Consider the following 12,148-nt stretch of genomic DNA (forward strand, 5'->3'; position numbering starts at 1 on the left):
CCTTCTCAGGCCGGGTACGGGGCGGCGGCCCGGGCGTTCTTCAACGCGCCTGCCCACCAGGACAGTTGGTCGAGCATGGCCCTGGCGTAGCCGGCCGCCTGCGGGTCGTCCGGGCGGCCGTCCGACCAGGCGGTGAAGTAGTTCGGGAAGGCCAGGCCGTCCCGAACGGTCACCGCGCGCAGCTCGGTCAGCACGTTCTCCAGGTGCAGCACCGCGTGCCGGCCGCCGGCTGCTCCGCCGTAGCTCACGAAGGCGACCGGCTTGGCCGTCCACTGGGTGAAGTGCCAGTCGATGGCGGCCTTCAGCGAGGCGGGGTAGCTGTGGTTGTACTCGGGGGTGACGATCAGGACGGCGTCCGCGCCCTCCAGGGCCTCGGTCAGCTTCGCCATCCCGGCCGGGCGAGGGTAGTCGGCGCCCGCGAACTTCGGTGAGGCGGCGGGCAGGGCCAGCGGTACGTCCACCTCTGCCAGATCGACCACCTCGACCTCGAACCCGCCGTGCGCGGCGGCCTGTTCGGCCACCCACGCGGACACCACCGGGCCGAACCGGCCCTCCCTGACACTGCCGACCAGGACGACCAACTTGTGCGTGTTCTTCTCCATGGCCACCACTCTCGGCCCGCCCCGCAGACGCAGCCAGACCGTGCCCAGGCTGGCCCTCGCAGGGCCACCCTCCGCACCGACCTGGTCCGTACGATCATCACATGGGCACACCACTGGGGGACTTCATCCGCGCCAAGCGCGACAGCATCCAGCCCGAGACACTCGGCCTGCCCGACCACGGCCGCCGCCGCTCACCCGGACTGCGCCGCGCCGACCTCGCGATCCGCGCGGGCATCAGCGTCGAGTACCTCACCCGGATGGAACAGGGCCGCGACCGCAACCCCTCCACCGCCGTGGTCAACGCCCTCGCCGACGCCCTCAGCCTCGCCCCCGCCGAGCGCACCCACCTGCGCTACCTCACGAAGATCACCGGCGGCGCCTGCCCCAACCACGTCCGCCCGGCCCCGCCCTCCCGCGAGGTCCGCCCCACCGTCCGCGACACCCTCCGGCTGCTCGAACCGGGCATCGCCGCCGTCACCAACCGCCTCGGCGACGTCCTCGCCCACACGCCCGGCTACGCCGCCGTCCTCGGCGCCGCCGGCCTCCTCGACCACCCCGCCCCCAACCTCACCCGCTACGTCTTCACCGACCCCCGCGCCCGCGCCCTCTTCGCCGACTGGGACGACATCGCCGACGAGCAGGCCTTCGACCTCTGGCTCGGCCCCTCCGCCGAGAGCTCCGAGTGGCTCAGCACCGAACTCGCCCCCGCCGCCGGCCCCGAGTTCACCCGCCGCCTGGGCAACCAACTCGTCCCCCGCCGCGGCCCGTTGCGCATCCACCACCCGGCCGGCCCCGAACTCCGGCTCCACCGCGAGGTCCTGGAGTTCCCCGCCGACGCCCAACAGCTCCTGGTCCTCCTCCCCGCCGACCCCGAAACCGCCGCCCACCTCGACCGGTTGACCCGGCCGGCCCCGACCCGCCTGCGCGCCATCTCCTGACGCCCGAGCCGGGATCCCCCGCCAGGGGGAGACGGTTCACCCCGGCTGCGGACGCCCCGCTACCCCCCGACGCCCACCTCGGCCGCGGCCCGGGCGAACTCGCGGACCCGCGCGGTGGTGTTGCCCGTCCGCCAGATCAGGCCGCGTTCGATCGGCGGGGCGTCGTGGATCGGGACGTAGGCGAGATCGGGGCGCGGGTAGTACTGGCGGCAGTGCTCGCCGACCGGGAGGACGCCCCGGCCCATGGCGACCAGGCTGAGCATCTCGGAGAAGGTCCCGCCGGACGGGCCCTTGGGGACGGGGCGGCCGGACGGGGTGCGGTCGGGGGTGCGGTCGCGCTTGAAGCCGATCGAGGTCACCGCCGGGTACTGCACCACCGGGTGGTCGGCGAGCACTTCGAGCGACACCGAGGCCTCCGCGGCCAGCGGGTGCCCGGCCGGGACCGCCAGGGCGCGCCGCTCGGTGAGCAGGACCGGGCCGAGGGTCATGCCGTCGAAGGGGTAGGAGGCGACCAGGATGTCGATCGAGCCGTCCTCCAGACTGGAACGGGAGTTGGAGAGCTGGACCTCCCGGACGTCCACCCGGCAGTCGGGGTGGCGCTCGCCGAACAGCGCCACCGCCCTGAGCAGTACCGGCGCCGTCCACTCCCCGAGGAACGCGACCCGCAGCTCGCCGGTCACCCCCCGGCTGGCGTCCACCGCCCGGCGCAGCGCCTCCTCCAGCGCGGCCACCACCGGAGCGAGGTCCTCGGCCAGCTGCCGCCCGACCGGGGTGAGCCGGACGGACCGGCTGGTGCGCTCGAACAGCGGGCCGCCGACCCGGCGCTCCAGGGTCTTGACCACCTGGCTGACCCGCCCGGTGGTGAGGCGCAGCCGCTCGGCGGTCCGGCCGAAGTGCAGTTCCTCGGTCAGCGCGAGGAAGACCTCGATCTCCAGCCGCTCCAGCATGTCTCCCCCGCCGTCGAGCCCGAACCGTTTAGTCCGGCTCAACGATCGTACGGCGATCCGGCATTGATGATCTCCTCCGCACGGAGGATCGTTGAACCCGTCACCAGCGAACCCACCGCACCGGAGCCGATCACCATGCGCGTCGTCGCCCTCGACCACCTGGTCCTCAACGTCGCCGACATCGAGCGATCCCTCGCCTTCTACACCGGACTCCTCGGCCTGGAGCCGGTCCGGGTCGACGAGTGGCGGGCCGGCAAGGTCTCGTTCCCGTCCGTCCGGGTCACCCCCGAGACCATCATCGACCTGTTCCACCGCCCCCGGCACGAGTCCAACGTCGACCACATCTGCCTCACCGTCGAGCCCCTCGACTGGCAGGAGGTCGTCGACTCCGGCGTCTTCACCGTCCTCGACGGCCCCGGCCCCCGCTACGGCGCCCGCGGCACCGCCACCTCCCTCTACGTCCAGGACCCGGACGGCAACACCGTCGAACTCCGCTGGTACCCCCAGGACGCCACCAGCTGAACGGCCACCACCGGAAAAGGCGCTGTCCCGGCCCCACAGGGGAGGGCCGGGACAGCGCCCGACGGATCGGATCGGCGGCGTCAGTCGGCCAGCGGGAGGTAGACCCGGCTGCCCTGGGCCTTGAACTCCTCGGACATGGCCTGCATGCCGGCCTCGGCGTCGGCGTCGAACTCGCTGGAGACGGCCGTCGAGCCTCCCCCAGCCTTCGGCCGGGAGGTGCCCCCATCGTGCTCGTCGCGGATCCTCTCGGAGATCTTCATCGAGCAGAACATGAAAACAAGCACCACACGTCGAGCGGATGCCTAGCGCGGAGCGTCGCGGACGCTGCGTTGAAGAACGTCGGTCAGCACCCCGGCAGCGGTGACGAAGTCGTTGTCGTCGTGCAGAACGATCAACCCGTGGTGAGCCGCCGTGGCGCAGATCATCAGATCGACGGTGGACAGCGCCCGGACAGCTCCACCGCTCTGGGCGAGCCGGAACTGGGCGGACTCGATCCAGCCCCACGTGTTCTTCGGCAGGGGCACGTCGGGGTACAGATCGGCGAACATCTCGCCCATCTGCTCGTAATGGACGAGGTTGCGGGCGGAACGCCGGAATTCGGTGCGCTGGGGAGCGCAGGACCCGATCACGCGCAGGTCGATGTCCTCCCCCCACGCATCGTTCAGGTGCCGCTCGCGAAGCAGGCGCCATACGGCAGTGGAGTCCGCGAGGTACCGGATCACTCCGTTCCCCGCTTCTCGGCGTCATGGAGCTGCTGCCAGCCCTCGTAGTCCCACTCCTGGGCAGCCTGCATGTGCCGAGCACGTCGGGCAGCACGCTCGTGTCTCTCGGCGTACTCGCGGAGGGCGGTGTTCACCACGTCCTTCTTGGTCGCGCCTCCGGAGAAACGCAGAGCCTTCGCCAGGGCGTCATCGTCCAGGTCGATGGTCGTCACGCTCATGCATGCCTCCGATATATAAGACCAACAACACCCTTGAATATAGCAGCGAGCCGACCGAGATCGAGCCGGAAAGGCAGCGGGCGCCGCCCCCGGAGGTCAGTCTCCGGGAGCGGCGCCCGTCAGGTCGCAGCCGTACTCAGTCGGCCAGCGGGAGGTAGACCCGGCTGCCCTGGGCCGCGAACTCGGCCGACTTCTCGGCCATGCCGGCCAGAGCCTCGGCGTCGAACTCGCTGGAGACGGCCGTCGCCCCTCCCCCAGCCTTCGGCCGGGAGGTGCCCCCATCGTGCTCGTCGCGGATCTTCCGGGAGATCTTCATCGAACAGAACTTCAACGAAGGCACCACCGGGACGCGCTGCGCCGGCTAAGGGCGAACCGAAGCGAAGACCTCGATGTCGCACTTTGCCGCCCCGCTGCGCTTGATCCTCGCGTCGCTGGTGATCAGCGGTACGCCGAGGGCTTCCGCCAGGACGACGTACTGGGCGTCGTAGGCGCTGAGGTTGGCGTGCAGCTTCTTCACTCTGTCCCAGAACGGCAGCGTCTCCCGTTTGGCGATGGGAAGCATCCGGTAGGCGACAACCGCCCTTTCCGCCTCCCTCTCGGTCAGCTTGCCGCCACGCTGCATGCCGAGCAAGGCCGACTGGATCTCGTAGTCCAGGAGGGTGGGAGCGTAGACGTCCCCCGCCTCGGCCACACGGCTCCGGATGAGTTCTCCGTCGGGACTGTGGGCCGTGAGGACCAGGACCAGAGCGGAACAGTCGATAACGATCAACGCCCGGCTCGTCCCTCGTCGATGGCAGCGACGATGTCGGTGGCGCTGACGCGGGCGGTGGTCTCCCGGTTCAGCCGCTCCATCATCTCCGCCATCGTCGGCTTGGACGCTTCCCTTGCGATCAGGTCTTGCATGAACGCCTGGAGCGACTTGCCAGCCTGGGCTGCGCGGACCTTCAGGGTCTGGATCTGATCGTCCGGGACATCCCGGATGGTGAGCGCTGTCATATCTGCACTCTAGCATCAGTAGCTGCAAAATGCAGATGTCAAGCCGGTCGGTACCGGTTCAAGCGGCGAGCCCTCTCCCGGCATCCGGAAGAGGGCTCGCCCATGGGCAGGAGCGTCAGTCGGCCAGTCGCAGGTAAACGCGATTTCCCTGGGCCGCGAACTCCTCGGACTTGGCCTGCATACCGGCCAGCGCCTCGGCGTCGAAGTCGCTCTGCACTGCGCTGGAGCCGTCGCCGTGCTCGTCGCGGATCTTCTGGGAGATCTTCATCGAGCAGAACTTCGGCAAAGACAGCACGAACACCGGTCGATCCCGGGCCGCCTCATCCCGACGTCGGCTCGGTGAGCTGGAGTTCACGCACGAACTCCGCGACGATCTCCTCCGGGCTCGACTGGTACAACGCCCGGTACTGGAGCCCGCTGAAGGGCTCCAGCAGCGCGGTTCGTTCCAGACAGACCGGAAGCAGTCGGACGCGGTCTTCGACGTGTGCCCGGTAGAGCCGGTCCGCCTCCATCTGGCACCACTTGCTCTGCCAGTAGCTGGACGAGAACAGGAGCACCCCGACCGCGCTGGTGGAGAGCCCGTCAGAGAGTTCGGCCATCCAGTTCGTGCCGGCTCGAATCGTGCCCTTCACTCGATAGTCGAACACCTTCTGGAACGAGCCGCGCAGCAGAGTGCTGAACTTCGCCGCCACCTCGCTGTCCTCGCGTGCGTAACTGAGGAAGACCTGCTCCTTGCGCCTACTGGCCGACGCGAAGTACTCGGTTGCCTGGCCGACGTCCCGGATGTAGCCCGGTTGCTGACCGATCACCTTCAGGTGGGTGCGGAATGCCGACACCAGATCGGCCTCGGATTCCCAACGGAGCATCGCCTTGCGATGCCCCACCTCCGATCCCCCGAACAGCACCTGTTCGGCGATCTCGGCCTGAGGGCCGTTCTGCTCACGGAGCAGCGGCAGCAGCGGGACCCCGTGCCCGAGGATGAACCCCGCAGCCATCTGCGCCGCCGGATCGTCCAGGGCCAGGATCGCCCAATCGAGCCTACGCAGCCGGGCCATCAGTTCCGGGTCGAGCCTTGGCGGCCAGGGCAGCGGCGCCGGGTCCCATGCCGTATCGTTCAGCACCTGCTCCAGGGCTTCACGGACCTCCGGCTGGTACTCACGCGAGAGCAGCAGACCCACCCTTCCGGCCTGGTGGGCTCGCGTCTTCCTCCTGATGTCCATCGCGAGGCTCAGCCGTTCGACGAAGGCCCGATAGGCCCTGCTGACCCTGGCGACCAGCGCCGAGTCCGGGGCGTCCGAGATCTCCTGCGGGTCGTACTCGATCACCATGACACTCGGCGGGGACTGCATCAGACGCCGATAGCGATGGTCGCAGAAGACGATTGCCGGCCGTTGGGCGCGGATGGCGATGCCAAGTTCCAGCAGGAAGTAACGGGCCTCCTGGCGTAAGGCCGCCAGGTCCCAGGACTCCTGGGGATCCCCGGGAAGCGGATAGACGCCGACAAAGCCATCGGCATCGCGGATCAGCCGCTCGAGTCGGGTGACGCTGGTGAACAGCACGCCCTCGTCGACCCGGAATGCCACTTCCTGGACTGCGCTGATGATGCGCCAGAAGAAGAGGTTGATGTCGCCGGAGCGGTAACGATGGCTGAGGAAGACGGTCGGCCGCTCTGAGAGCGCACGGTCAGTGCCCATCCGATTCCTCCTCCGTCGTCGCCGTGGCGGTCACGGCCGCGTTCAGTCCGGACATGTCCAGGACGTCCTGCTGCCGCAGCTTGGCGTAGACCGCGTCGGAGGTGAATCCCGCGATGAAACCGACGGAGACCACGAAGAACAGGAGCCGTCTTGCGCCGGATCCGACCAGGATGTCCGGCGACGTCGCCAACTGCGCCGTCACGAACAGCAGGAAGGCCACCGCGCCGGCGGCCAGGCCGAGGGCGGAGGCCCGGTACCAGTCCCCGCCCCGGTCGACCGAAGTCCTGGTGATCGCGCCGGAGGTGGCCGCCAGCAAAGAGCCCAGGATGAGCGCGGTCAGGTTCAGCGAGGCGCTCGCGGTGGTGGCATAGGTGAGGGGGATCGTCGCCAGGGCGCCCAGCAGCATTACCGTGCCAACCAGCAGACCGAGAGCCGCGTGCCGCGCCTTCGACCGACGGCCCTCCTCCCGCTGCCGCTGTTGCGCCAGCCGACGGCGGTGCTGTTCCAGCAGGATTCCCACCACCCGCTGCCCGGAGCCGGGCCGCCAACCGGCCCCGAGATCGGAGATCTCTTCCTCCGTAGCCTGGTTGCGGACTCTGCCAAGCGTCTCCCATGCCTTCCGCGCGCCACCGCCGAAGGCCGCGACCGGTGCCAGCGGTATCTCGAAGGCCAGTCCAACCATCGCGGTGACCAGGGTGGTCCGGCCACCACCTATCAGGACAATCCCCTGCACCTCGCTGAGCGATCGGTAGAAGGCGACCTCCCAGTCCTCCCCGGCCTCATGGCGGACCTCGAAGGCCTTCTCGTGCTGCTCCATTTCAGCGAAGTCGATACATGGACGGTCGAACGGCGGCCGCACCCGGATGGACCGGGCAGCGACCGGCGCCCCCGCGAGGTACCCCGTGACAACATGATGTTCCAGGAACGCGGGCGAGCTCGAATAGACCATCAGGTCGCACCCCTGCACGGCGAGGGCGGCCCCGATCTCCTCGGCGGCCCGCGCGACCGAAACACCGCCATCAGCCGACTCGGCACTCCCCGAGGGGGTGCTCCCCACGACCGCCACGACAGGCCTTCTCAACCGCGCAACCGGTCCTGATAAACCCTCACCACGCGTAGTCCCGCCCGCCAAGGAATCGGCCTCCTCCCCCAATGCCTGGCGCATGGTCAGTACGTCCGGCATGGTCCAACGGCTCTTCACGCTCGGTCCACAGCATGGCAGAGACCGACGGCCTGGAACGGCGCGCCGCCGAAATATCGGCGGCCAGACGCTCGGCCGGCTCGCCCCCGGCAAGCTCGGATTCAGCAGGGGCAGGGTCGCCGATCCGGCGGATCTTCCGAGCTGGGGCTCTGACGAAGCGACGAAGCGCTGTTCCCAAGAAGCAAGAGGCTCCCGGGAACAGCGCTCGTCTGGGCGTCAGTCGGCCAGCGGGAGGTAGACCTGGCTGCCCTGGGCCTTGAACTCCTCGGACATGGCCTGCATGCCGGCCTCGGCGTCGGCGTCGAACTCGCTGGAGACGGCCGTCGAACCGTCGCCGTGCTCGTCGCGGATCTTCTGGGAGATCTTCATCGAGCAGAACTTCGGGCCGCACATCGAGCAGAAGTGGGCAGTCTTGGCGGGTTCGGCGGGGAGGGTCTCGTCGTGGAAGTCGCGAGCGGTCTCCGGGTCGAGGGCCAGGTTGAACTGGTCCTCCCAGCGGAACTCGAAGCGGGCGTCGGAGAGGGCGTCGTCCCAGGCCTGGGCACCGGGGTGGCCCTTGGCGAGGTCGGCGGCGTGGGCGGCGATCTTGTAGGTGATCACGCCGGTCTTGACGTCGTCCCGGTTGGGCAGGCCCAGGTGCTCCTTGGGGGTGACGTAGCAGAGCATCGCGGTGCCCCACCAGGCGATCATCGCGGCGCCGATGCCCGAGGTGATGTGGTCGTAGCCGGGGGCGACGTCGGTGGTGAGGGGGCCGAGGGTGTAGAACGGCGCCTCGTCGCAGATCTCCTTCTGGAGATCCATGTTCTCCTTGATCTTGTGCATCGGGACGTGGCCCGGGCCCTCGATCATCACCTGGACGTCGCGCTCGCGGGCGATCCGGCCCAGCTCGCCGAGGGTCTGCAGCTCGGCGAACTGCGCCTCGTCGTTGGCGTCCGCGATCGAGCCGGGGCGCAGGCCGTCACCGAGCGAGAAGGTGACGTCGTAGCTCGCCAGGATGTCGCAGAGTTCCTCGAAGTTGGTGTAGAGGAAGTTCTCCTTGTGGTGCGCCAGGCACCACGCGGCCATGATCGAGCCGCCGCGCGAGACGATGCCGGTCTTGCGGCGCGCGGTGAGCGGGACGTACCGCAGCAGCACCCCGGCGTGGACGGTCATGTAGTCGACGCCCTGCTCGCACTGCTCGATGATGGTGTCCCGGTAGACCTCCCAGCTCAGGTCCTCGGCCTTGCCGTCCACCTTCTCCAGCGCCTGGTAGAGCGGCACGGTGCCGATCGGCACGGGGGAGTTGCGCAGGATCCACTCGCGGGTGGTGTGGATGTTGCGGCCGGTGGAGAGGTCCATGACGGTGTCGGCGCCCCAGCGGGTGGCCCAGGTCATCTTCTCCACCTCCTCCTCGATCGAGGAGGTCACGGCGGAGTTGCCGATGTTGGCGTTGATCTTCACCAGGAAGTTGGTGCCAATGATGGCCGGCTCCACCTCGGGGTGGTTCACGTTCACCGGGATGACGGCGCGGCCGCGGGCCACCTCGTCGCGCACGAACTCGGGCTCCAGACCCTCGCGCAGCGCCACGAACTCCATCTCCGGCGTCACCACGCCCCGCTTGGCGTAAGCGAGTTGAGTGACGGCCACACCGCCGCGACCGCGCAGCGGGCGGCGCGGGCGGCCGGGGAAGACGGCGTCCAGGTTGCGCAGGTTGCCGCCGCGCGGCGAGGTGTGCTTGATCCCGTCGTCCTCGGGGCGCGCCTCGCGGCCGTCGTACTCCTCGACGTCGCCGCGCTGGCGGATCCAGGCGTCGCGCAGGGCGGGCAGGCCGCGCCGCACGTCGGGCTCGTAGGCCGGGTCGGTGTACGGGCCGGAGGTGTCGTACAGCGGCACGGTCCTGCCGTTGGTGAGCTGCACCTCGCGGTAGGGCACCCGCAGGTCCGGGCGGGACCCGTCCCGGTAGGCCTTGCGCCAGGCCGGGGTCGGGTAGCCGGTGCGCTCGCTGCTGGGGGCGCTCTGGGCAGACTGCGGCTGTGCTTCGAACGTGGTCATCTGACCTCTACTCCCTACGCCGGCATTACCCGGTCCAGGTTCCTGCGGTCGACGCAGCCGTCGGTCCGTCCGTCGACGTTCCGGTCAGCGCCCTCTCAGCCCGGTGCTCCGAGCTCCCGCGTCGCAGGCGGTGTTGCCTGCACATGACGCCCAACACGGTAGCGAGCCGATCGCCGCAGGTCCAGAAGGCCCCCGCACCGAATATCCGGCCGAAAAGGCCGAGGCCCGGCCCCCGCTCACGGGGTGCCGGGCCTCCGGGGCGCTCCGCCGCGGTCCGCGCGGCGGAGCGGATTCAGCTCTTCGCGGCCTTCTTCACCAGGATCACCACGGCGGCCGCGATGCCCACCACGACCAGCAGCTTGATCAGGATGCTCAGCAGTGCGCCGACCACGCCGAAGACGAAGGCGATGATGTTCCAGGCCAGCACCAGGACCAGCACCGGGATGACGATGTTGCGCACCCAGGAGGGCAGCGACTTCCAGAGCTCAGCCATGTCGGTTCCTCTTCTCCCCTCGGGCCGGCCGCCGACTCGGTGCCGCATCCCGCTTGCTTTCGATGCTTCGATCGTACGGTGGCCGCAGCCCCGGAACGAGGCCCAACGGCCCGGAGAGAACCCCGAGATCACCCCGATCCCCACCCCCGGGGAGACCCCCGAGACCGACCGGGTGGGGCACCCCCGGACGGCGGTCAGACCGGCCAGCGCTCCCCGCGCCAGGCGGCGTCCCAGAACATCCACTCGTAGCGCGAGGTGGTCCTGAAGTGCTCGACCACCTTGCGGCGTTCGGCCGCGGACAGCTCCCCGCCGAGCCGGTCGGTGAGCGCCAGCACCCGGCGCACCACGGACTGGAAGGCCTCGTCGCCGTAGGTGGCGATCCACTTGGCGTACAGCGGGTCGGGGGAGCCCTGGGCGAGCAGCGCCTCGCCCACCCGGGCGTAGATCCAGTAGCAGGGCAGCACCGCGCCGAGTGCCTCGGCGAAGGACCCGCCGTAGACGGTGGCCAGCAGGTAGCTGGTGTAGGCCCGGGTGGTGGGCAGCACCGGCTCGGCGGCGGCCTCCTCGGCGGTGCCGCCGAAGGCCGTGAGGAACTCGGCGTGCATGCCCTGCTCGGCGGCCAGCGCGCCGACCGCGTCGTCGGCGAAGGCCCGGACGTCCGCCTCGCCGGGTGCCTTGGCGGCGCAGACGGCGAGCGCGCGGGCGTAGTCGCGCAGGTAGTGCGAGTCCTGGACGACGAAGTGGCGGAAGGCCTCGCGCGGCAGGGTGCCGTCGGTGAGGCCGCCGATGAAGGGGTGGGCGAGGATCTCGGCGTAGACCGGCTCGATCGACGCCCAGAGTTCCTCGGTCAGGGTCCTGGTGCTCATGCTGCGACCCTAAGCGCTCAGTCCTCCGGCGGGGAGAACACCACCAGCACCCGCAGCTCCTCGGTGATGTGGTGGAACCTGTGCGGGGTGCCGGCCGGCACGTACACCACGGTGCCGCGCGCGACGGTCGCGGTCTCGGCGCCGACGGTCAGCTCGGCGCGGCCGCTGATCACCTGGTAGATCTCGTCCTGCTCGTGCGCGGTCTGCGGGTCGGTGTCGCCGGGAGAGAGCGCGTACAGCCCGGCGGACATCCGCGGCTCGCGCAGGAAGCGCAGGTACGCGCCCTCGTTGGCCGCCCGCTCGGCGTCCAGTTCGTCCAGCCGGAACAGCTTCACCGCTGCCGTCCTCCCTCGTCCGTACACCGCGTGGACCAGGTGCATTCAACACCAACTCGTCCGACGGGAGCTTCCCCCCGGGCCGGGCGCCTGCCAGGCTTGGGCCGCATGAAGGGTTTCGTCATCAAGACACTGATCAACGCGGCGGCCATCTGGGTCGCCGCCTGGATCGTCAGCGGCATCCAGCTCGGCGAGGGCAAGGCAGACTGGCAGCACAAGGCCATGACGGTGCTCGCCGTCGCCGTGGTCTTCGGCGTCATCAACTGGCTGATCAAGCCGGTGGTGAAGCTGTTCTCGCTCCCGCTGTTCATCCTCACGCTCGGCCTGATCACCTTCGTGATCAACGCCCTGATGCTGCTGCTGACCTCCTGGGCGTCCACCAAGCTGTCGCTGGACTTCCACGTGGTCAACTTCGGGTCCGCACTGGTCGGTTCGCTGATCATCAGCCTGGTCGCCTGGGGCCTGCACCTGGCCCTGGACGACGACTGACCGCCGCCGTGCGCGGATCCGAAGCGGCCCGCGCACGGATGCGAAAGGGGCCCGTGCCCGGGTGGCTCCACCCGGTCCGGGCCCCTTCGTCGTT

General features: G+C 69.6%; 17 protein-coding genes, 1 pseudogene and 1 riboswitch. Of the genes and pseudogenes, 3 read left to right on the forward strand and 15 right to left on the reverse strand.

The features are described 5' to 3' along the window. Nucleotides 1–5: 5 nt before the first annotated feature. Nucleotides 6–602 (reverse strand): NADPH-dependent FMN reductase, encoded by a 597-nt coding sequence (locus tag ACIRYZ_RS00530; protein ID WP_402937696.1) that lies wholly within the window; start codon nt 600–602, stop codon nt 6–8. Between the two features lie 101 nt (nt 603–703). On the opposite strand from ACIRYZ_RS00530, the gene ACIRYZ_RS00535 reads away from it, so the two are divergent. After that, complete coding sequence (locus ACIRYZ_RS00535; protein ID WP_402937698.1) at nt 704–1,540, forward strand: helix-turn-helix domain-containing protein; 837 nt, start codon at nt 704–706, stop codon at nt 1,538–1,540. A 59-nt stretch (nt 1,541–1,599) separates the two neighbouring features. On the opposite strand, the gene ACIRYZ_RS00540 is transcribed toward ACIRYZ_RS00535, so the two are convergent. Next, complete coding sequence (locus ACIRYZ_RS00540; protein ID WP_402937701.1) at nt 1,600–2,487, reverse strand: LysR family transcriptional regulator; 888 nt, start codon at nt 2,485–2,487, stop codon at nt 1,600–1,602. Nucleotides 2,488–2,622: 135 nt separating this feature from the next. Between ACIRYZ_RS00540 and ACIRYZ_RS00545 the strand changes: the two genes are divergently transcribed. Then, complete coding sequence (locus ACIRYZ_RS00545) at nt 2,623–3,009, forward strand: VOC family protein (protein ID WP_380608927.1); 387 nt, start codon at nt 2,623–2,625, stop codon at nt 3,007–3,009. Nucleotides 3,010–3,089: 80 nt separating this feature from the next. Here the strand turns inward: ACIRYZ_RS00545 and ACIRYZ_RS00550 are convergent, their stop codons facing one another. The 13 genes and pseudogenes from ACIRYZ_RS00550 to ACIRYZ_RS00610 all read right to left on the reverse strand — a co-directional run bounded on the left by ACIRYZ_RS00550 (nt 3,090) and on the right by ACIRYZ_RS00610 (nt 11,565). Then, nucleotides 3,090–3,269, reverse strand: a complete 180-nt coding sequence (locus ACIRYZ_RS00550) for a thiamine biosynthesis protein ThiC (protein WP_402937704.1) — start codon at nt 3,267–3,269, stop codon at nt 3,090–3,092. A gap of 42 nt (nt 3,270–3,311) precedes the next feature. Further along, on the reverse strand, nt 3,312–3,731 hold the full coding sequence (locus ACIRYZ_RS00555; protein WP_402937706.1) for a PIN domain-containing protein: 420 nt from the start codon (nt 3,729–3,731) through the stop codon (nt 3,312–3,314). After that, entirely contained in the window at nt 3,728–3,949 is a 222-nt protein-coding gene (locus ACIRYZ_RS00560; protein ID WP_402937709.1) for a type II toxin-antitoxin system VapB family antitoxin, read from the reverse strand. Before ACIRYZ_RS00560 ends, ACIRYZ_RS00555 begins: the two co-directional genes overlap by 4 nt. 136 nt (nt 3,950–4,085) lie before the next feature. Then, nucleotides 4,086–4,277 (reverse strand): annotated as a pseudogene (locus tag ACIRYZ_RS00565) (hypothetical protein); the annotation flags it as partial. A gap of 33 nt (nt 4,278–4,310) precedes the next feature. Further along, entirely contained in the window at nt 4,311–4,718 is a 408-nt protein-coding gene (locus tag ACIRYZ_RS00570; protein ID WP_402937711.1) for a type II toxin-antitoxin system VapC family toxin, read from the reverse strand. After that, entirely contained in the window at nt 4,715–4,945 is a 231-nt protein-coding gene (locus ACIRYZ_RS00575) for a FitA-like ribbon-helix-helix domain-containing protein (protein ID WP_033348302.1), read from the reverse strand. The genes ACIRYZ_RS00570 and ACIRYZ_RS00575 overlap by 4 nt, the downstream gene beginning before the upstream one ends. A 115-nt stretch (nt 4,946–5,060) precedes the next feature. Next, on the reverse strand, nt 5,061–5,213 hold the full coding sequence (locus tag ACIRYZ_RS00580; protein ID WP_402938543.1) for a thiamine biosynthesis protein ThiC: 153 nt from the start codon (nt 5,211–5,213) through the stop codon (nt 5,061–5,063). A gap of 52 nt (nt 5,214–5,265) precedes the next feature. Continuing rightward, nucleotides 5,266–6,639, reverse strand: a complete 1,374-nt coding sequence (locus ACIRYZ_RS00585) for a toll/interleukin-1 receptor domain-containing protein (protein WP_402937714.1) — start codon at nt 6,637–6,639, stop codon at nt 5,266–5,268. Beyond that, entirely contained in the window at nt 6,629–7,822 is a 1,194-nt protein-coding gene (locus ACIRYZ_RS00590) for a hypothetical protein (RefSeq protein WP_402937717.1), read from the reverse strand. Before ACIRYZ_RS00590 ends, ACIRYZ_RS00585 begins: the two co-directional genes overlap by 11 nt. Before the next feature lie 234 nt (nt 7,823–8,056). After that, nucleotides 8,057–9,871, reverse strand: coding sequence for a phosphomethylpyrimidine synthase ThiC (gene thiC / locus ACIRYZ_RS00595; protein WP_402937720.1), 1,815 nt, complete (start codon nt 9,869–9,871; stop codon nt 8,057–8,059). After that, a riboswitch (TPP riboswitch) is annotated at nt 9,866–10,001 on the reverse strand. It overlaps the preceding gene by 6 nt. 162 nt (nt 10,002–10,163) lie before the next feature. Further along, entirely contained in the window at nt 10,164–10,364 is a 201-nt protein-coding gene (locus tag ACIRYZ_RS00600) for a DUF5326 family protein (protein ID WP_380608924.1), read from the reverse strand. A 194-nt stretch (nt 10,365–10,558) separates the two neighbouring features. Beyond that, on the reverse strand, nt 10,559–11,230 hold the full coding sequence (gene tenA / locus ACIRYZ_RS00605; RefSeq protein ID WP_393023802.1) for a thiaminase II: 672 nt from the start codon (nt 11,228–11,230) through the stop codon (nt 10,559–10,561). Between the two features lie 17 nt (nt 11,231–11,247). Further along, on the reverse strand, nt 11,248–11,565 hold the full coding sequence (locus ACIRYZ_RS00610) for a cupin domain-containing protein (protein ID WP_393023800.1): 318 nt from the start codon (nt 11,563–11,565) through the stop codon (nt 11,248–11,250). Nucleotides 11,566–11,673: 108 nt separating this feature from the next. On the opposite strand from ACIRYZ_RS00610, the gene ACIRYZ_RS00615 reads away from it, so the two are divergent. Beyond that, the gene (locus ACIRYZ_RS00615; protein WP_393023797.1) at nt 11,674–12,054 is read left to right on the forward strand and encodes a phage holin family protein; all 381 of its coding nucleotides are present in this window, start codon (nt 11,674–11,676) and stop codon (nt 12,052–12,054) included. The last annotated feature ends 94 nt before the right edge of the window (nt 12,055–12,148 follow it).

The sequence above is a fragment of the Kitasatospora sp. NPDC101155 genome (genome assembly GCF_044768305.1).
GTDB lineage: Bacteria > Actinomycetota > Actinomycetes > Streptomycetales > Streptomycetaceae > Kitasatospora.